Source organism: Shigella sp. SIG6, assembly GCF_053555815.1.
Genome location: NZ_JBQZXC010000032.1, coordinates 17,236 through 35,111 on the forward strand (window position 1 = coordinate 17,236; position 17,876 = coordinate 35,111).

18 protein-coding genes and 2 tRNA genes are annotated in these 17,876 nt (G+C 51.9%); 10 read left to right on the top strand and 10 right to left on the bottom strand.

Annotated features, from left to right (window positions below):
* Nucleotides 1-156: 156 nt before the first annotated feature.
* From ACUU1M_RS07945 to orn, 3 genes are all read right to left on the bottom strand, one after another.
* Nucleotides 157-232: transfer RNA gene (locus tag ACUU1M_RS07945), tRNA-Gly, on the bottom strand.
* Between the two features lie 35 nt (nucleotides 233-267).
* A tRNA-Gly gene (locus tag ACUU1M_RS07950) sits at nucleotides 268-343 on the bottom strand.
* 210 nt (nucleotides 344-553) lie between these two features.
* The gene (gene orn / locus ACUU1M_RS07955) at nucleotides 554-1,099 is read right to left on the bottom strand and encodes an oligoribonuclease (RefSeq protein WP_005072282.1); all 546 of its coding nucleotides are present in this window, start codon (nucleotides 1,097-1,099) and stop codon (nucleotides 554-556) included.
* A gap of 94 nt (nucleotides 1,100-1,193) precedes the next feature.
* On the opposite strand from orn, the gene rsgA reads away from it, so the two are divergent.
* The 3 genes from rsgA to mscM all read left to right on the top strand — a co-directional run bounded on the left by rsgA (nucleotide 1,194) and on the right by mscM (nucleotide 6,644).
* Nucleotides 1,194-2,246: a small ribosomal subunit biogenesis GTPase RsgA gene (rsgA, locus tag ACUU1M_RS07960; protein WP_000041970.1), complete on the top strand. Its 1,053-nt coding sequence runs from the start codon at nucleotides 1,194-1,196 to the stop codon at nucleotides 2,244-2,246.
* 96 nt (nucleotides 2,247-2,342) lie between these two features.
* A complete protein-coding gene (gene asd, locus ACUU1M_RS07965; protein ID WP_000934920.1) occupies nucleotides 2,343-3,311 on the top strand; it encodes an archaetidylserine decarboxylase in 969 nt (322 codons plus the stop codon).
* A gap of 21 nt (nucleotides 3,312-3,332) precedes the next feature.
* Entirely contained in the window at nucleotides 3,333-6,644 is a 3,312-nt protein-coding gene (gene mscM, locus ACUU1M_RS07970; protein ID WP_001236852.1) for a miniconductance mechanosensitive channel MscM, read from the top strand.
* Between the two features lie 150 nt (nucleotides 6,645-6,794).
* Here the strand turns inward: mscM and yjeM are convergent, their stop codons facing one another.
* Together yjeM and epmA are read right to left on the bottom strand one after the other, a co-directional pair.
* Nucleotides 6,795-8,297 (bottom strand): glutamate/gamma-aminobutyrate family transporter YjeM, encoded by a 1,503-nt coding sequence (yjeM, locus tag ACUU1M_RS07975; protein ID WP_001300174.1) that lies wholly within the window; start codon nucleotides 8,295-8,297, stop codon nucleotides 6,795-6,797.
* A 218-nt stretch (nucleotides 8,298-8,515) separates the two neighbouring features.
* Nucleotides 8,516-9,493 carry an elongation factor P--(R)-beta-lysine ligase gene (gene epmA, locus ACUU1M_RS07980; protein WP_000004771.1) on the bottom strand — a complete coding sequence of 326 codons (978 nt, stop codon included), beginning with the start codon at nucleotides 9,491-9,493 and terminating at the stop codon, nucleotides 8,516-8,518.
* Nucleotides 9,494-9,817: 324 nt separating this feature from the next.
* Between epmA and frdA the strand changes: the two genes are divergently transcribed.
* The 6 genes from frdA (at nucleotide 9,818) to blc (ending at nucleotide 14,944) form a co-directional block, all read left to right on the top strand.
* Nucleotides 9,818-11,626, top strand: a complete 1,809-nt coding sequence (gene frdA / locus ACUU1M_RS07985; protein ID WP_001192977.1) for a fumarate reductase (quinol) flavoprotein subunit — start codon at nucleotides 9,818-9,820, stop codon at nucleotides 11,624-11,626.
* The gene (gene frdB, locus ACUU1M_RS07990) at nucleotides 11,619-12,353 is read left to right on the top strand and encodes a fumarate reductase iron-sulfur protein (RefSeq protein ID WP_000829499.1); all 735 of its coding nucleotides are present in this window, start codon (nucleotides 11,619-11,621) and stop codon (nucleotides 12,351-12,353) included. The genes frdA and frdB overlap by 8 nt, the downstream gene beginning before the upstream one ends.
* Nucleotides 12,354-12,363: 10 nt before the next feature.
* Nucleotides 12,364-12,759 (top strand): fumarate reductase subunit FrdC, encoded by a 396-nt coding sequence (frdC, locus tag ACUU1M_RS07995; protein ID WP_000208760.1) that lies wholly within the window; start codon nucleotides 12,364-12,366, stop codon nucleotides 12,757-12,759.
* Nucleotides 12,760-12,769: 10 nt separating this feature from the next.
* Nucleotides 12,770-13,129, top strand: a complete 360-nt coding sequence (gene frdD, locus ACUU1M_RS08000; protein WP_000609663.1) for a fumarate reductase subunit FrdD — start codon at nucleotides 12,770-12,772, stop codon at nucleotides 13,127-13,129.
* 62 nt (nucleotides 13,130-13,191) lie between these two features.
* The gene (locus ACUU1M_RS08005) at nucleotides 13,192-14,322 is read left to right on the top strand and encodes a BlaEC family class C beta-lactamase (protein WP_152028914.1); all 1,131 of its coding nucleotides are present in this window, start codon (nucleotides 13,192-13,194) and stop codon (nucleotides 14,320-14,322) included.
* 88 nt (nucleotides 14,323-14,410) lie between these two features.
* On the top strand, nucleotides 14,411-14,944 hold the full coding sequence (gene blc / locus ACUU1M_RS08010; RefSeq protein WP_001238378.1) for a lipocalin Blc: 534 nt from the start codon (nucleotides 14,411-14,413) through the stop codon (nucleotides 14,942-14,944).
* Here the strand turns inward: blc and sugE are convergent.
* The 4 genes from sugE to efp all read right to left on the bottom strand — a co-directional run bounded on the left by sugE (nucleotide 14,941) and on the right by efp (nucleotide 16,434).
* Nucleotides 14,941-15,258 carry a quaternary ammonium compound efflux SMR transporter SugE gene (gene sugE / locus ACUU1M_RS08015; protein ID WP_000118482.1) on the bottom strand — a complete coding sequence of 106 codons (318 nt, stop codon included), beginning with the start codon at nucleotides 15,256-15,258 and terminating at the stop codon, nucleotides 14,941-14,943. The genes blc and sugE overlap by 4 nt on opposite strands.
* Nucleotides 15,259-15,433: 175 nt before the next feature.
* On the bottom strand, nucleotides 15,434-15,580 hold the full coding sequence (ecnB, locus tag ACUU1M_RS08020; RefSeq protein ID WP_000239596.1) for a lipoprotein toxin entericidin B: 147 nt from the start codon (nucleotides 15,578-15,580) through the stop codon (nucleotides 15,434-15,436).
* 110 nt (nucleotides 15,581-15,690) lie between these two features.
* The gene (gene ecnA / locus ACUU1M_RS08025) at nucleotides 15,691-15,816 is read right to left on the bottom strand and encodes a lipoprotein antitoxin entericidin A (RefSeq protein ID WP_000977756.1); all 126 of its coding nucleotides are present in this window, start codon (nucleotides 15,814-15,816) and stop codon (nucleotides 15,691-15,693) included.
* A 51-nt stretch (nucleotides 15,817-15,867) separates the two neighbouring features.
* Nucleotides 15,868-16,434: an elongation factor P gene (gene efp, locus ACUU1M_RS08030; RefSeq protein WP_000257278.1), complete on the bottom strand. Its 567-nt coding sequence runs from the start codon at nucleotides 16,432-16,434 to the stop codon at nucleotides 15,868-15,870.
* Between the two features lie 41 nt (nucleotides 16,435-16,475).
* Here efp and epmB point away from each other — a divergent pair, with 41 nt between their 5' ends.
* Nucleotides 16,476-17,504: an EF-P beta-lysylation protein EpmB gene (epmB, locus tag ACUU1M_RS08035; RefSeq protein WP_000940530.1), complete on the top strand. Its 1,029-nt coding sequence runs from the start codon at nucleotides 16,476-16,478 to the stop codon at nucleotides 17,502-17,504.
* Nucleotides 17,505-17,790: 286 nt separating this feature from the next.
* Here epmB and ACUU1M_RS08040 read toward each other — a convergent pair.
* Nucleotides 17,791-17,876, bottom strand: an 86-nt coding sequence (locus ACUU1M_RS08040; RefSeq protein ID WP_032083315.1) for an IS1 family transposase, incomplete at its 5' end; no start/stop codon positions are given.

Sequence of the window (17,876 nt, forward strand, 5' to 3'; positions counted from 1 at the left end):
TAGGTTAAAAAATACCATTCACCGTGCGAAGTTTCTTTGAAATTAAGATTACAGCCTGAGGCTGTGGATAACTCTGTTTACAAGAGTTTGTCAGAGACAACAAAAACCAGCAATAACGCATCGCGTCGCTGTGGATATTTTATTGAGAGAAGAATTTGGAGCGGGAAACGAGACTCGAACTCGCGACCCCGACCTTGGCAAGGTCGTGCTCTACCAACTGAGCTATTCCCGCTTGGGTGGTCTGTGCCTTACAGCACTTTCAAATTTTGGAGCGGGAAACGAGACTCGAACTCGCGACCCCGACCTTGGCAAGGTCGTGCTCTACCAACTGAGCTATTCCCGCGTACTACTTAATTTTGCTTTCGTAATTTTCGCATTTCTGCGTCGTTACGGGAGGTGCATTATACGAGAAATCTTTCCCTCTGCAACCCCCCAAAAAAGTTTTTTTTGCGTTTTTATCTCAAGTGCTGAAATTATCAGCAAGACGTTCGATTTAGCGTCAAAATCACGCCGCCGCAAGTGGATTCCGGCGCTTACGTGACTAGGAAAAATTTTACAGCTTGATAAAATGCTCGCGGTAGTAAGCCAGCTCCGCCACCGATTCACGGATATCATCCATCGCCTGATGCGTCCCCTGCTTGGTAAAACCATCCAGAATTTCCGGCTTCCAGCGGCGCGCCAGCTCTTTCAGGGTGCTGACATCGAGATAACGGTAGTGGAAGTAGACTTCCAGCTCCGGCATGTATTTAAACAGGAAACGACGGTCCTGTCCGATGCTGTTACCGCAAATCGGCGATTTTCCCGCAGGCACCCACTGTTTTAAGAATTCGAGCGTTGCCAGTTCAGCTTCCCGATCGCCCATCGTGCTCGCTTTCACGCGCTCTACCAGCCCGCTGGCGGTATGGGTGCGCACGTTCCAGTCATCCATCAGCGCCAGCTGTTCATCGGACTGATGTACTGCAATGGTCGGCCCTTCTGCCAGAATATTCAGATTGGTATCGGTCACCAGCGTGGCAATCTCAATAATGCGATCGCGCTCGGGATCCAGACCGGTCATCTCAAGATCGATCCAAATCAGGTTGTTTTCATTGGCACTCATGCTATTTTCCACCCATTCACAGTGACTATATTGATCCACAATTGCGTGTATCATAGATGTTTTGCCCATCAGGGGCGACCAGGAGTCAGTACGATTGAGTAAAAATAAACTCTCCAAAGGCCAGCAGCGCCGCGTGAACGCCAATCACCAGCGTCGTCTTAAAACGTCTAAGGAGAAGCCCGACTACGACGACAATCTGTTTGGCGAGCCTGATGAAGGTATCGTCATCAGCCGCTTTGGTATGCACGCTGATGTGGAATCCGCCGATGGCGACGTTCACCGCTGCAATATTCGCCGTACCATCCGTTCGCTGGTAACCGGCGACCGCGTAGTCTGGCGTCCGGGTAAACCGGCGGCGGAAGGCGTAAATGTCAAAGGGATCGTGGAAGCGGTGCATGAGCGCACCTCGGTGTTAACGCGTCCGGATTTCTACGACGGCGTGAAACCCATAGCCGCCAACATCGACCAGATTGTCATTGTCTCCGCCATTTTGCCGGAGCTGTCGCTCAATATTATCGACCGTTACCTGGTGGCCTGCGAAACCTTGCAGATTGAGCCGATTATCGTGCTCAACAAGATAGACCTGCTGGACGACGAAGGCATGGCGTTCGTCAACGAGCAGATGGATATCTACCGCAACATCGGTTATCGCGTATTGATGGTTTCCAGCCATACTCAGGATGGGCTGAAACCGCTGGAAGAGGCGTTGACCGGGCGCATCAGCATTTTTGCCGGGCAGTCTGGCGTCGGTAAATCCAGCCTGCTGAACGCGTTGCTGGGGCTGCAAAAAGAGATCCTGACCAACGATGTCTCTGACAACTCGGGGCTCGGTCAGCACACCACGACCGCCGCTCGGCTGTATCACTTCCCGCACGGCGGTGATGTGATTGATTCCCCTGGTGTGCGTGAGTTCGGCCTCTGGCACCTGGAGCCGGAACAAATCACTCAGGGCTTTGTCGAATTCCATGACTATTTAGGTCTGTGTAAATATCGCGATTGCAAACACGATACCGATCCGGGCTGCGCTATCCGGGAAGCGGTTGAGGAAGGGAAAATCGCGGAAACCCGTTTCGAAAACTATCACCGTATTCTGGAAAGCATGGCGCAGGTAAAAACGCGTAAAAACTTTTCTGATACGGATGACTGACAATTAAGCTAACCGTCGTTAGAATCGTCCCCTTTTTTTCAGGATCCGGCATGTTGGCCGGATCAGGAACGACAAAACAATGGCCTGGAGGCTACCTTGTTAAATTCATTTAAACTTTCGCTACAGTACATTCTGCCGAAACTATGGCTTACTCGCCTGGCGGGTTGGGGCGCAAGCAAGCGGGCAGGATGGCTGACAAAACTGGTTATCGATCTGTTCGTTAAATACTACAAGGTCGACATGAAAGAGGCGCAAAAGCCGGACACCGCCAGCTACCGCACCTTTAACGAATTCTTTGTCCGTCCGCTGCGTGACGAAGTACGCCCAATCGATACCGATCCGAATGTACTGGTCATGCCTGCCGATGGCGTTATCAGCCAGTTGGGTAAAATCGAAGAAGATAAAATCCTGCAAGCCAAAGGCCACAACTACAGCCTCGAAGCCCTGCTGGCAGGCAACTATCTGATGGCGGACCTGTTCCGCAACGGTACGTTTGTGACCACTTACCTCTCCCCGCGTGACTACCATCGCGTACACATGCCGTGCAACGGTATTCTGCGTGAGATGATCTACGTGCCGGGCGATCTCTTTTCCGTTAACCATCTCACCGCTCAGAACGTGCCGAATCTGTTTGCCCGTAACGAACGCGTGATTTGCCTTTTCGATACCGAATTTGGCCCAATGGCGCAGATTCTGGTCGGAGCGACGATTGTTGGCAGCATTGAGACGGTCTGGGCGGGCACCATTACGCCGCCGCGCGAAGGTATCATCAAGCGCTGGACCTGGCCTGCCGGGGAAAACGACGGTTCTGTGGCACTGCTGAAAGGCCAGGAAATGGGTCGCTTTAAACTCGGTTCCACCGTTATCAACCTGTTTGCACCGGGTAAAGTGAATCTGGTTGAGCAACTGGAAAGCCTGTCTGTCACGAAAATTGGCCAGCCGCTGGCAGTATCTACCGAAACCTTTGTTACGCCAGACGCTGAACCCGCCCCACTTCCTGCTGAAGAGATCGAAGCAGAACACGACGCCAGCCCATTGGTTGACGATAAAAAAGACCAGGTCTAATCCATCAAAGGAAACGCTGACGTGCGCCTGATTATCACTTTTCTGATGGCCTGGTGCCTCAGTTGGGGGGCGTACGCCGCGACGGCCCCCGATAGCAAACAAATCACTCAGGAACTGGAGCAGGCAAAAGCGGCGAAACCCGCACAGCCGGAAGTCGTAGAGGCGCTCCAGTCTGCCTTAAATGCGCTTGAGGAACGAAAAGGTTCCCTTGAGCGCATCAAACAATATCAGCAAGTTATCGATAATTATCCGAAACTCTCCGCTACTCTGCGCGCACAATTAAACAACATGCGTGACGAGCCGCGCAGCGTGTCGCCGGGAATGTCTACCGACGCGCTGAATCAGGAAATTCTCCAGGTCAGCAGCCAGTTGCTGGATAAAAGCCGTCAGGCCCAGCAAGAGCAGGAGCGCGCCCGCGAGATTGCCGATTCGCTGAATCAACTGCCGCAACAGCAAACCGACGCCCGCCGTCAGTTAAATGAGATCGAGCGCCGCCTGGGAACGCTTACCGGCAATACTCCGCTCAATCAGGCACAAAATTTCGCGTTGCAGTCTGACTCTGCACGTCTTAAGGCGCTCGTTGATGAACTGGAGCTGGCGCAGCTGTCTGCCAATAACCGCCAGGAATTAGCGCGCTTACGCTCAGAGCTGGCGGAAAAAGAGAGCCAGCAACTGGATGCGTATTTGCAGGCCTTACGTAATCAGTTGAATAGCCAACGTCAGCTTGAGGCGGAGCGGGCGCTGGAAAGTACCGAATTACTGGCAGAAAACAGTGCCGATTTGCCGAAAGATATCGTCGCGCAATTCAAAATTAACCGCGAACTATCGGCAGCGCTGAATCAACAGGCGCAGCGGATGGAGCTCGTTGCCTCGCAACAGCGTCAGGCTGCCAGCCAGACGTTACAGGTCCGGCAGGCGTTGAATACGCTGCGTGAACAGTCGCAATGGCTGGGATCGTCCAACCTGCTCGGCGAAGCGCTGCGGGCGCAGGTGGCACGGCTACCAGAAATGCCAAAACCACAACAGCTTGATACCGAAATGGCGCAGTTGCGTGTGCAACGGTTACGTTATGAGGATTTACTTAATAAACAGCCGCTGCTACGGCAAATCCATCAGGCCGACGGTCAGCCGCTGACCGCCGAGCAAAACCGTATTCTGGAAGCACAACTGCGCACTCAGCGTGAGTTGCTGAACTCATTGTTGCAGGGTGGCGACACGCTACTATTGGAACTGACCAAGCTGAAAGTCTCCAACGGGCAACTGGAGGATGCGCTGAAAGAGGTGAACGAAGCAACGCACCGCTATCTGTTCTGGACCTCTGACGTGCGCCCGATGACCATCGCCTGGCCGCTGGAAATCGCCCAGGATCTGCGTCGTCTCATTTCGCTGGACACCTTCAGTCAGTTGGGCAAAGCCAGTGTGATGATGCTGACCAGCAAAGAGACAATTTTGCCGCTGTTTGGCGCGTTGATTCTGGTCGGTTGCAGTATTTACTCGCGCCGCTATTTCACCCGTTTTCTTGAACGTTCGGCGGCGAAAGTCGGCAAAGTGACTCAGGATCACTTCTGGCTGACGTTGCGCACTCTTTTCTGGTCGATTCTCGTCGCGGCACCGTTACCGGTGCTGTGGATGACGCTGGGTTACGGCTTGCGCGAGGCGTGGCCTTATCCGCTGGCGGTCGCGATTGGCGATGGTGTAACGGCCACCGTGCCGCTGCTGTGGGTAGTGATGATTTGCGCCACCTTTGCCCGCCCGAACGGCTTGTTTATCGCTCATTTTGGCTGGCCGCGCGAACGTGTTTCCCGTGGGATGCGCTACTACCTGATGAGCATCGGGCTGATTATGGCGCTGATGATGTTCGATAACCTCGACGACCGCGAATTTTCCGGTTCGCTGGGACGGCTTTGCTTTATCCTCATTTGCGGTGCGCTGGCGGTGGTCACCCTAAGCCTGAAAAAAGCCGGTATTCCGTTGTATCTCAACAAAGAAGGCAGCGGCGACAACATTACCAACCATATGCTGTGGAACATGATGATTGGCGCACCACTGGTTGCCATTCTGGCGTCGGCGGTGGGTTATCTGGCAACGGCGCAGGCACTGTTAGCGAGGCTTGAAACCTCGGTTGCCATCTGGTTCCTGCTACTGGTGGTTTATCACGTTATCCGCCGCTGGATGCTGATCCAGCGTCGCAGGCTGGCGTTTGACCGGGCGAAGCATCGCCGGGCAGAGATGTTAGCGCAACGTGCGCGTGGCGAAGAGGAAGCGCATCATCACAGTAGCCCGGAAGGAGCAATTGAAGTCTATGAAAGCGAAGTCGATCTCGATGCCATCAGTGCGCAATCCTTGCGGCTGGTGCGCTCAATTTTGATGTTGATCGCCCTGCTTTCGGTCATTGTGCTGTGGTCAGAAATCCATTCCGCTTTCGGCTTCCTCGAAAATATTTCGCTGTGGGATGTCACCTCCACGGTACAGGGCGTAGAAAGTCTGGAGCCAATTACCCTCGGTGCGGTGCTGATTGCCATTCTGGTATTTATCATCACCACGCAGCTGGTGCGCAACCTGCCCGCGCTGCTGGAACTGGCGATTTTGCAGCACCTGGATTTAACGCCGGGTACGGGTTACGCCATCACCACCATCACAAAATATCTGCTGATGCTGATTGGCGGGCTGGTCGGCTTCTCAATGATTGGTATTGAGTGGTCGAAATTGCAGTGGCTGGTTGCCGCGCTCGGTGTTGGTCTCGGTTTTGGTTTGCAGGAAATTTTCGCCAACTTTATCTCTGGCCTGATCATCCTGTTCGAAAAACCGATTCGCATTGGCGATACGGTAACGATCCGCGATCTTACTGGTAGCGTGACAAAAATTAACACCCGCGCCACCACCATCAGCGACTGGGACCGTAAAGAGATAATCGTGCCGAACAAGGCGTTTATTACCGAGCAGTTTATCAACTGGTCGCTCTCTGACTCGGTCACGCGCGTAGTGTTGACGATTCCGGCCCCTGCCGATGCCAACAGTGAAGAAGTGACGGAAATCCTGCTCACCGCAGCGCGTCGCTGCTCGCTGGTGATCGACAACCCGGCACCGGAAGTCTTCCTGGTGGATCTGCAACAGGGGATTCAGATTTTCGAGCTGCGTATTTACGCCGCTGAGATGGGTCACCGTATGCCGCTACGCCATGAGATCCACCAGCTGATTCTGGCAGGCTTCCACGCCCACGGTATCGATATGCCATTCCCGCCCTTCCAGATGCGTCTGGAAAGCCTCAACGGTAAACAAACGGGGAGAACGCTGACGTCTGCGGGCAAAGGTCGTCAGGCGGGAAGTTTGTAATGCATGAAGCTGCCAAATGATGTCAACGTGGCTCATTTAGCAGCTTAACATCATCTTCAGTTATCACCGGCCCTGGAGAGTATCATCCATACGCATTACTTCCTGACAACTCATCGCCGGAGAGACGATGAGTTGCAGGATTTCATGTGATCAGTCGAGAGCTAACTCAGGTTTATTCGCCATGCGACTGCAATAGTTCTGGTAAATCGCCATCGCTAACAGCGAGAAGAAGACAGGGCCGCCAATCATCCACAATGTGCTGTCCCAGTCTCCGGCTTCAACCACAGGCTGAATAATGGTGAAGACGTTCGCAAATGTCACCACCAGAACGACAACCACCGTCGCAATCATTGCCGACATACGCGTTTTGAAAATCACAAATGGTCTGTCGAGATCCTGACGTGCTTTAAAAAACGGGAAAGCCAGCGCGAGGAACAGGTAAGGAAGCGTCATAGACACGTTCGCCATCAGCGTCAGCTTGTTAAAGAACGCCGATGCGGTACCGCCACCAAACGAAACCAGCAGAATGAAGACAGTAACCAACCCGCACTGCATCCACATGGCGATAGACGGCATCCCCATCGCATTCAGGCGCGTCATCGGTTCCGGCCACAACGCTTTCGGCGTCCCCTGGATGATGGCTTTCAGCGGTGAATAGCAAAGCGTAAAGAACGCACCGGTATAAGCGAGGAACATCGAAAGTCCGGTAATACGCGCAAACCATACGCCCAGCGACAATGACGCTTCAGGTGACAAATGCAGTGCGTTACCCAGCGTCACCCCGAGGCTCTTCATCAGCACATAGGTAATATTGCCAAGGTTAACGGAACCATTACTTAATACCTGCTGCCAGTTTGTGCTGACGCCCCATAAAAATATTGCCAGCGAATAACCGATTGAAATAACAATAGCGGCAAAAACAATACCTTTGGCAAAGTTCTTTTCTGGATTTTCCGTTTTATCGACCAGACCACCAACCGCTTCAATTCCGCCATAGGCAAAAATAGCAAATACCACAAACGATAGCATTGCCAGACCGGACTGATAACCCGGGTTCGGTGATGCAAGGAAATTAATATCCTGCGCGAAATGCCCACCATTTAATAACAAAATAGTAATGCTTACTAACAGCAATACTAAATTCAGACACATTACTGCAATACCGCCCACCGCAGTAATGCGGGCAATTTTATTAATCCCCTTTGAAGCAACGACGGTGACCAGAATCATCCATGCTACTGCCAGCAGACCAACCACCTGCGTAGGCTCCAGTCCGGCAATACGCCAGTGCTGGGTCATGTCACTACCATAGAGGAATGTTGAGAACGGTACCCAAACTTTCGCGGAGGTACTCACCATCCAGATGATATAAGAGGAAAACCACATAAACGTACCAATGAAGGCAAAACGTGGTCCGACACTATTATTCATCCAGGAATAGATACCACCTTCTTCTTTGCGATAAGCAGCTCCCATTTCAGCCATCATTAAGGCGAATGGAATAAAGAATAACAATGCAGAAAATATATAAAAGGGAATCGCACTATAACCCATTAAGTAATAAGCCGATGGGCTATTGGCAAATCCAAATACGGAAGTAAAGATCATCAATATGAGTCCTATCAGACTCATCTTTTTTATCGTGTGAGGCATGAAACCATCCTTCATTTCAGCGCGTGTATAACACGAGCCCACTGAACTGCACTGCGCAACATTGAGCAGGCAGCGTAAAAACCAATACAGAATTGATACTTGGATGATATCAAATATCCAGTCTTAAATTGTGGCCTTTAACGGAAAAATGAAAACATATGCTACAGAATGGCGCTTATCACGCCATTCTTCGCTGTTAATTCAGTAATTTTTCAGAATTATGCCCGGTCAACGCTAAAGGCGATGACTTCAGCCAGTGTCTCCGCGCCCAGCGCCAACATCACCAGACGATCAACACCTAATGCCACGCCGGAACAGTCAGGCATACCGACTTTCAAGGCTTCAATCAGATTCTGGTCAATGGGGTGCTGCGGCAAACCGCGCGCCGCGCGCTTACGGTTATCTTGTTCAAAGCGTTGTTGCTGCTCACGGGCATCCGTTAATTCATGGAAACCATTCGCCAGCTCAATACCTTTATAATAAACCTCAAAGCGTTCAGCGACCCGATGATCTTCGGTACTGATTTGCGCCAGTGATGCCTGGCTGGCTGGAAAGTGGTACACAAAGGTCGGTTTTTCTTTACCAATATTTGGCTCTACGCCAAAGGTAAACAGCAATTGTAGCAACGTGTCGCGGTCTTCTTCGGTATCAGCAACATTGCTCAAATCCAGTTTCGCTGCGACTTCCCGCAGTTGCGTTTTGTCGGCAGAGAGCGGGTCAATTTCCAGATAACGCAAGAAAGCTTGTTGATAAGAAAGGCTTTCTGCTGCCGGGCAGTCCAGCACCTGTTGTAAGAGATCGTCCACCTCGTTCATCAACCGGTACATATCATAGTGCGGTCGATACCACTCCAGCATAGTGAACTCAGGGTTGTGATAACGCCCCATCTCTTCATTACGGAAGCTGCGGCACAGCTGGAATACCGGCCCACAACCAGCAACCAGCAGGCGTTTCATATGGTATTCCGGGCTGGTCATTAACCAGAGATTCATCCCCTGCGAATGCCCGGGGCCAACGAAACGTGTCTCAAACGGGACCAAATGAATATCGGTTACCGTCGCCTGGCTCATACAAGGCGTCTCCACCTCCAGCACTCCACGATCGGCAAAGAAACGACGGATCTCCGCCATAATCGCCGCGCGTTTTAATAAGTTAGGAATGGATGCGCTCGGCTGCCAGGATGCCGTTTCGCTCATAGTTAAATCTCCAGTTTTTGACAAGGGCACGAAGTCTACTCGCAACGCGACGGCGAGACAAATTTTACGCAGGAATCAAACAGCGGTGGGCAGTGACTAAAAAAAGCACGATCTGATGGTTTAGTAATTAAATTAATCATCTTCAGTGATAATTTAGCCCTCTTGCGCACTAAAAAAATCGATCTCGTCAAATTTCAGACTTATCCATCAGACTATACTGTTGTACCTATAAAGGAGCAGTGGAATAGCGTTCGCAGACCGTAACTTTCAGGCACTTACCCTGAAGTACGGGGCTGTGGGATAAAAACAATCTGGAGGAATGTCGTGCAAACCTTTCAAGCCGATCTTGCCATTGTAGGCGCCGGTGGCGCGGGATTACGTGCTGCAATTGCTGCCGCGCAGGCAAATCCAAATGCAAAAATCGCACTAATCTCAAAAGTATACCCGATGCGTAGCCATACCGTTGCTGCAGAAGGGGGCTCCGCCGCTGTCGCGCAGGATCATGACAGCTTCGAATATCACTTTCACGATACAGTAGCGGGTGGCGACTGGTTGTGTGAGCAGGATGTCGTGGATTATTTCGTCCACCACTGCCCAACCGAAATGACCCAACTGGAACTGTGGGGATGCCCATGGAGCCGTCGCCCGGATGGTAGCGTCAACGTACGTCGCTTCGGCGGCATGAAAATCGAGCGCACCTGGTTCGCCGCCGATAAGACCGGCTTCCATATGCTGCACACGCTGTTCCAGACCTCTCTGCAATTCCCGCAGATCCAGCGTTTTGACGAACATTTCGTGCTGGATATTCTGGTTGATGATGGTCATGTTCGCGGCCTGGTAGCAATGAACATGATGGAAGGCACGTTGGTGCAGATCCGTGCTAACGCGGTCGTTATGGCTACCGGCGGTGCGGGTCGCGTTTATCGTTACAACACCAACGGCGGCATCGTTACCGGTGACGGTATGGGTATGGCGCTAAGCCACGGCGTTCCGCTGCGTGACATGGAATTCGTTCAGTATCACCCAACCGGTCTGCCAGGTTCCGGTATCCTGATGACCGAAGGCTGCCGTGGTGAAGGCGGTATTCTGGTCAACAAAAATGGCTACCGTTATCTGCAAGATTACGGCATGGGCCCGGAAACTCCGCTGGGCGAGCCGAAAAACAAATATATGGAACTGGGTCCACGCGACAAAGTTTCTCAGGCCTTCTGGCACGAATGGCGTAAAGGCAACACCATCTCCACGCCGCGTGGTGATGTGGTTTATCTCGACCTGCGTCACCTCGGCGAGAAAAAACTGCATGAACGTCTGCCGTTCATCTGCGAACTGGCGAAAGCGTACGTTGGCGTCGATCCGGTTAAAGAACCAATTCCGGTACGTCCGACTGCACACTACACCATGGGCGGTATCGAAACCGATCAGAACTGTGAAACCCGCATTAAAGGTCTGTTCGCCGTGGGTGAATGTTCCTCTGTTGGTCTGCACGGTGCAAACCGTCTGGGCTCCAACTCCCTGGCGGAACTGGTGGTCTTCGGCCGTCTGGCCGGTGAACAAGCGACAGAGCGTGCAGCAACTGCCGGTAATGGCAACGAAGCGGCAATTGAAGCGCAGGCAGCTGGCGTTGAACAACGTCTGAAAGATCTGGTTAACCAGGATGGCGGCGAAAACTGGGCGAAGATCCGCGACGAAATGGGCCTGGCAATGGAAGAAGGTTGCGGTATCTACCGTACGCCGGAACTGATGCAGAAAACCATCGACAAGCTGGCAGAGCTGCAGGAACGCTTCAAGCGCGTGCGCATCACCGACACCTCCAGCGTGTTCAACACCGACCTGCTCTACACCATTGAACTGAGCCACGGTCTGAACGTTGCTGAATGTATGGCGCACTCCGCAATGGCACGTAAAGAGTCCCGCGGCGCACACCAGCGTCTGGACGAAGGTTGCACCGAGCGTGACGACGTCAACTTTCTCAAACACACCCTCGCCTTCCGCGATGCTGATGGCACGACTCGCCTGGAGTACAGCGACGTGAAGATTACTACGCTGCCGCCAGCTAAACGCGTTTACGGTGGCGAAGCGGATGCAGCCGATAAGGCGGAAGCAGCCAATAAGAAGGAGAAGGCGAATGGCTGAGATGAAAAACCTGAAAATTGAGGTGGTGCGCTATAACCCGGAAGTCGATACCGCACCGCATAGCGCATTCTATGAAGTGCCTTATGACGCAACTACCTCATTACTGGATGCGCTGGGCTACATCAAAGACAACCTGGCACCGGACCTGAGTTACCGCTGGTCCTGCCGTATGGCGATTTGTGGTTCCTGCGGCATGATGGTTAACAACGTGCCAAAACTGGCATGTAAAACCTTCCTGCGTGATTACACCGACGGTATGAAGGTTGAAGCGTTAGCTAACTTCCCGATTGAACGCGATCTGGTGGTCGATATGACCCACTTCATCGAAAGTCTGGAAGCGATCAAACCGTACATCATCGGCAACTCCCGCACCGCGGATCAGGGTACTAACATCCAGACCCCGGCGCAGATGGCAAAGTATCACCAGTTCTCCGGTTGCATCAACTGTGGTCTGTGCTACGCCGCGTGCCCGCAGTTTGGCCTGAACCCAGAGTTCATCGGTCCGGCTGCCATTACGCTGGCGCATCGTTATAACGAAGATAGCCGCGACCACGGTAAGAAGGGGCGTATGGCGCAGTTGAACAGCCAGAACGGTGTATGGAGCTGTACTTTCGTGGGCTATTGCTCCGAAGTCTGCCCGAAACACGTCGATCCGGCTGCGGCCATTCAGCAGGGCAAAGTAGAAAGTTCGAAAGACTTTCTTATCGCGACCCTGAAACCACGCTAAGGAGTGCAACATGACGACTAAACGTAAACCGTATGTACGGCCAATGACGTCCACCTGGTGGAAAAAATTGCCGTTTTATCGCTTTTACATGCTGCGCGAAGGCACGGCGGTTCCGGCTGTGTGGTTCAGCATTGAACTGATTTTCGGGCTGTTTGCCCTGAAAAATGGCCCGGAAGCCTGGGCGGGATTCGTCGACTTTTTACAAAACCCGGTTATCGTGATCATTAACCTGATCACTCTGACGGCAGCTCTGCTGCACACCAAAACCTGGTTTGAACTGGCACCGAAAGCGGCCAATATCATTGTAAAAGACGAAAAAATGGGACCAGAGCCAATTATCAAAAGTCTCTGGGCGGTAACTGTGGTTGCCACCATCGTAATCCTGTTTGTTGCCCTGTACTGGTAAGGAGCCTGAGATGATTAATCCAAATCCAAAGCGTTCTGACGAACCGGTATTCTGGGGCCTCTTCGGGGCCGGTGGTATGTGGAGCGCAATTATTGCGCCGGTGATGATCCTGCTGGTGGGTATTCTGCTGCCACTGGGGCTGTTTCCGGGTGATGCGCTGAGCTACGAGCGCGTTCTGGCGTTCGCGCAGAGCTTCATTGGTCGCGTATTCCTGTTCCTGATGATCGTTCTGCCGCTGTGGTGTGGTTTACACCGTATGCACCACGCGATGCACGATCTGAAAATCCACGTGCCTGCGGGCAAATGGGTTTTCTACGGTCTGGCTGCTATCCTGACAGTTGTCACGCTGATTGGTGTCGTTACAATCTAACGCATCGCCAATGTAAATCCGGCCCGCCTATGGCGGGCCGTTTTGTATGGAAACCAGACCTTATGTTCAAAACGACGCTCTGCGCCTTATTAATTACCGCCTCTTGCTCCACATTTGCTGCCCCTCAACAAATCAACGATATTGTGCATCGCACAATTACCCCGCTTATAGAGCAACAAAAGATCCCCGGTATGGCGGTGGCGGTAATTTATCAGGGTAAACCTTATTACTTTACCTGGGGCTATGCGGACATCGCCAAAAAGCAGCCCGTCACACAGCAAACGTTGTTTGAGTTAGGTTCGGTCAGCAAAACATTTACGGGCGTGCTTGATGGCGACGCTATTGCTCGAGGGGAAATCAAGTTAAGCGATCCCGCAACAAAATACTGGCCTGAACTTACCGCTAAACAGTGGAATGGGATCACACTATTACATCTTGCGACCTACACCGCTGGCGGCCTGCCATTGCAGGTGCCGGATGAAGTGAAATCCTCAAGCGACTTGCTGCGCTTCTATCAAAACTGGCAGCCTGCATGGGCTCCAGGAACACAACGTCTGTATGCCAACTCCAGTATCGGTTTGTTCGGCGCACTGGCTGTGAAGCCGTCTGGTTTGAGTTTTGAGCAGGCGATGCAAACTCGTGTCTTCCAGCCACTCAAACTCAACCATACGTGGATTAATGTACCTCCCCCAGAAGAAAAGAATTACGCCTGGGGATATCGCGAAGGTAAGGCAGTGCATGTTTCGCCAGGGGCGTTAGATGCTGAAGCTTATGGTGTGAAGTCGACCATTGAAGATATGGCCCGCTGGGTGCAAAGCAATTTACCCCCCCTTGATATCAATGAGAAAACGCTTCAACAAGGGATACAACTGGCACAATCTCGCTACTGGCAAACCGGCGATATGTATCAGGGCCTGGGCTGGGAAATGCTGGACTGGCCGGTCAATCCTGACAGCATCATTAACGGCAGTGACAATAAAATTGCACTGGCAGCACGCCCGGTAAAAGCGATTAAGCCCCCAACTCCTGCAGTACGCGCATCATGGGTACATAAAACGGGGGCGACCGGCGGATTTGGTAGCTATGTCGCGTTTATTCCAGAAAAAGAGCTGGGTATCGTGATGCTGGCTAACAAAAACTATCCCAATCCAGCGAGAGTCGCCGCCTGTCAGATTCTCAACGCTCTACAGTAAAATTTCATCGGGTCCGAATTTTCGGACCTTTTCTGCGCTTTTCCTTGCTGTCATCTACACTTAGAAAAAAACCAGTAAGGAAACATTTATGCGCCTGCTCCCTCTCGTTGCCGCAGCGACAGCTGCATTTCTGGTCGTTGCCTGTAGTTCTCCTACGCCGCCGCGTGGCGTGACCGTAGTGAATAATTTCGACGCCAAACGTTATCTCGGTACCTGGTATGAGATTGCCCGTTTTGATCACCGTTTTGAACGTGGACTGGAAAAAGTCACCGCAACATACAGCCTGCGTGATGACGGCGGCCTGAATGTCATTAATAAAGGCTATAACCCTGACAGAGGAATGTGGCAGCAGAGTGAAGGGAAAGCGTACTTTACCGGCGCACCAACTCGCGCTGCGCTGAAAGTGTCATTCTTTGGTCCTTTCTATGGCGGTTATAACGTTATTGCACTCGATCGGGAATACCGCCATGCGCTGGTTTGCGGCCCGGACCGCGACTACCTGTGGATACTCTCCCGCACGCCAACCATTTCTGACGAAGTGAAACAGGAGATGCTGGCAGTCGCGACCCGGGAAGGGTTTGATGTCAGTAAGTTTATTTGGGTACAGCAGCCCGGTAGTTAGTGAGTGCTGAGTTTCAGACCAATAATCCCCAATACGATTAACGCCAGACTCGCCAGACGCATCGGGTTAGCGGACTCACCGAGCAGCACAATGCCGGTGATGGCCGCGCCGACTGCGCCAATACCCGTCCACACGGCATAAGCCGTCCCTACCGGTAACGATTTCATCGCCCAGGCAAGTAGCGCCATACTGACTATCATCGCCGTCACGGTAATAACACTCGGCGTCAAACGGCTAAAGCCGTGGGTATATTTCAGGCCAACAGCCCATACCACTTCCAGCAGACCAGCAATAACTAAGATAATCCAGGACATATCAGGCTCCGGAAATTTGGGGCCGTCCCCGGTGAAAAGAGGCGTTTGCAGGTCGTCCTGCAAAGCTGATGGTTGAACGGATATTTTGCCAGGTGGCAGGGGAATTTCAACTATTACCTTTATGACGATCGCAGAAAAAACAAACGGCACGACACTGCTGTCGTACCGTGATTGCTTATTGCTGCGCTTTCGTTGCTGCGCCAGAAATCGCGTTACCGCCATCAGAAATGTCTTCACCAACGCCACGCGTGGTGTTGCAGGCAGTTAATACTGTTGAAAGCACCAGAACAGAAAAGATCGCTGCAATTGTCTTCTTCACCATAACGTCTTCCTTTTAGGTAATGTTATTTATGTTTGCCTATAGCAAATTAATAATAGACAACATCGCCAAAAATGATGGAAATCTGATGATTTTTCGGAAGAGAAGAAAAATTAGCTGGCAGCGCGAGAGATGGAGTTGCCGAGATGTTTGATGTCTTCGCCGAAACCGCAAGCGGTGTTACAGCCCGTGAGCAGCGTGCTGGCAAGCAAAACAAGAACGATAAGGCGTTTCATCATCTCTGACCTGAATAAGTGATGGTGCAGCCTGCAGGCCGCACCACAACCGCATTACTTCACGCGAGAGACGTATTCACCAGAGCGGGTATCCACTTTGATGACTTCGCCGATTTGTACGAACAGCGGAACTTTAACCACAGCGCCAGTAGACAGGGTAGCCGGTTTGCCGCCAGTACCTGCGGTATCACCTTTCAGGCCCGGATCGGTATCAACGATTTCCAGTTCAACGAAGTTCGGCGGAGTAACGGAGATCGGCTGACCATTCCACAGAGTTACGATACACTCTGCCTGATCCAGCAGCCATTTAGCGTTGTCGCCAATTGCTTTTGCATCAGCAGACAGCTGCTCGAAAGTTTCGTTGTTCATGAAGTGCCAGAACTCACCGTCGTTGTACAGGTAAGTAAGGTTCATATCGACAACATCAGCGCCTTCAGCGGAATCAGTAGATTTGAAGGTTTTTTCTACGCGAGTACCGGTCAGCAGACGACGCAGTTTAACGCGAGCAAATGCCTGGCCTTTACCCGGTTTTACGAATTCACTCGCTTCAACCGCGTAAGGTTCGCCGTCTAACATGATTTTAAGACCAGCACGAAAATCGTTGCTATAGTACGTTGCCATAAGGCCCTCTGAAATTTGTTAATTGGTAGCTAAGCCACAAAATGGCGCATATTGTAACCCTAAATACCCCATCCAGAGAAGATTGGTTAACGCAACTTGCCGATGTTGTGACCGATCCTGATGAACTTCTGCGTCTTTTGAATATAGACGCGGACGAAAAACTGTTGGCCGGACGCAGCGCCAAAAAGCTGTTTGCCCTGCGTGTGCCCCGCTCATTTATCGATCGCATGGAGAAAGGCAATCCGGACGATCCTCTTTTGCGTCAGGTACTTACCTCGCAAGATGAGTTTGTCGTCGCGTCCGGATTCTCCACCGACCCACTGGAAGAACAGCACAGCGTAGTGCCTGGTTTGTTGCATAAATACCACAACCGGGCGCTTTTGCTGGTCAAAGGCGGCTGCGCGGTAAATTGCCGCTATTGCTTCCGTCGCCACTTCCCCTATGCCGAAAATCAGGGCAACAAGCGTAACTGGCAGACTGCACTTGAGTATGTTGCTGCGCATCCGGAACTGGACGAGATGATTTTCTCCGGCGGCGATCCGCTGATGGCGAAAGATCACGAGCTGGACTGGTTGCTCACACAACTGGAAGCCATCCCGCATATCAAACGTCTGCGGATTCACAGCCGTCTGCCGATTGTGATCCCGGCACGTATCACCGAGGCGCTGGTTGAACGCTTTGCCCGTTCTACGCTGCAAATCTTGCTGGTGAATCACATCAATCATGCCAATGAGGTAGATGAAACGTTCCGTCAGGCGATGGCTAAATTGCGCCGTGTCGGTGTCACCCTGCTTAACCAGAGCGTTCTGTTACGTGGTGTGAACGATAACGCACAAACGTTGGCAAACCTGAGTAATGCGTTGTTCGATGCCGGCGTGATGCCGTATTACCTGCATGTGCTAGATAAAGTACAGGGCGCGGCGCATTTTATGGTGAGTGATGACGAAGCACGGCAGATTATGCGTGAGTTGCTGACATTGGTGTCGGGATATCTGGTGCCGAAACTGGCGCGAGAAATTGGCGGCGAACCCAGCAAAACGCCGCTGGATCTCCAGCTACGCCAGCAGTAACTGATTAAACAGGGAGTTAAACATTAAAATTGCCTGATGCGCTACGCTTATCAGGCCTACATCGTGCATTGAAATTGAATGGATTTGCAATGAACTGTAGGCCGGATAAGGCGTTTACGCCGCATCCGGCAAGAGCAACAAACGCAAGTACAGCAACCTGTCATTAAACTGAGAAATTTAATCTTTGCACGTTGCATAACCTTTAATTATTCATATGCATTGCTGTTGTTACTTTTTATATAGCTAACACCAATAATTAACCTTTCTTTTCGGTAATGACTCCAACTTACTGATAGTGTTTTATGTTCAGATAATGCCCGATGACCTTGTCATGCAGCTCCACCGATTTTGAGAACGACAGTGACTTCCGTT

Coding starts and splice junctions, on each gene's coding strand:
- orn (WP_005072282.1), bottom strand. CDS start 1,099: ATGAGTGCCAATGAAAACAACCTGATTTGGATCGATCTTGAGATGACC.
- yjeM (WP_001300174.1), bottom strand. CDS start 8,297: ATGCCTCACACGATAAAAAAGATGAGTCTGATAGGACTCATATTGATG.
- epmA (WP_000004771.1), bottom strand. CDS start 9,493: ATGAGCGAAACGGCATCCTGGCAGCCGAGCGCATCCATTCCTAACTTA.
- frdB (WP_000829499.1), top strand. CDS start 11,619: ATGGCTGAGATGAAAAACCTGAAAATTGAGGTGGTGCGCTATAACCCG.
- frdC (WP_000208760.1), top strand. CDS start 12,364: ATGACGACTAAACGTAAACCGTATGTACGGCCAATGACGTCCACCTGG.
- frdD (WP_000609663.1), top strand. CDS start 12,770: ATGATTAATCCAAATCCAAAGCGTTCTGACGAACCGGTATTCTGGGGC.
- ACUU1M_RS08005 (WP_152028914.1), top strand. CDS start 13,192: ATGTTCAAAACGACGCTCTGCGCCTTATTAATTACCGCCTCTTGCTCC.
- blc (WP_001238378.1), top strand. CDS start 14,411: ATGCGCCTGCTCCCTCTCGTTGCCGCAGCGACAGCTGCATTTCTGGTC.
- sugE (WP_000118482.1), bottom strand. CDS start 15,258: ATGTCCTGGATTATCTTAGTTATTGCTGGTCTGCTGGAAGTGGTATGG.
- ecnB (WP_000239596.1), bottom strand. CDS start 15,580: ATGGTGAAGAAGACAATTGCAGCGATCTTTTCTGTTCTGGTGCTTTCA.
- ecnA (WP_000977756.1), bottom strand. CDS start 15,816: ATGATGAAACGCCTTATCGTTCTTGTTTTGCTTGCCAGCACGCTGCTC.
- efp (WP_000257278.1), bottom strand. CDS start 16,434: ATGGCAACGTACTATAGCAACGATTTTCGTGCTGGTCTTAAAATCATG.
- epmB (WP_000940530.1), top strand. CDS start 16,476: ATGGCGCATATTGTAACCCTAAATACCCCATCCAGAGAAGATTGGTTA.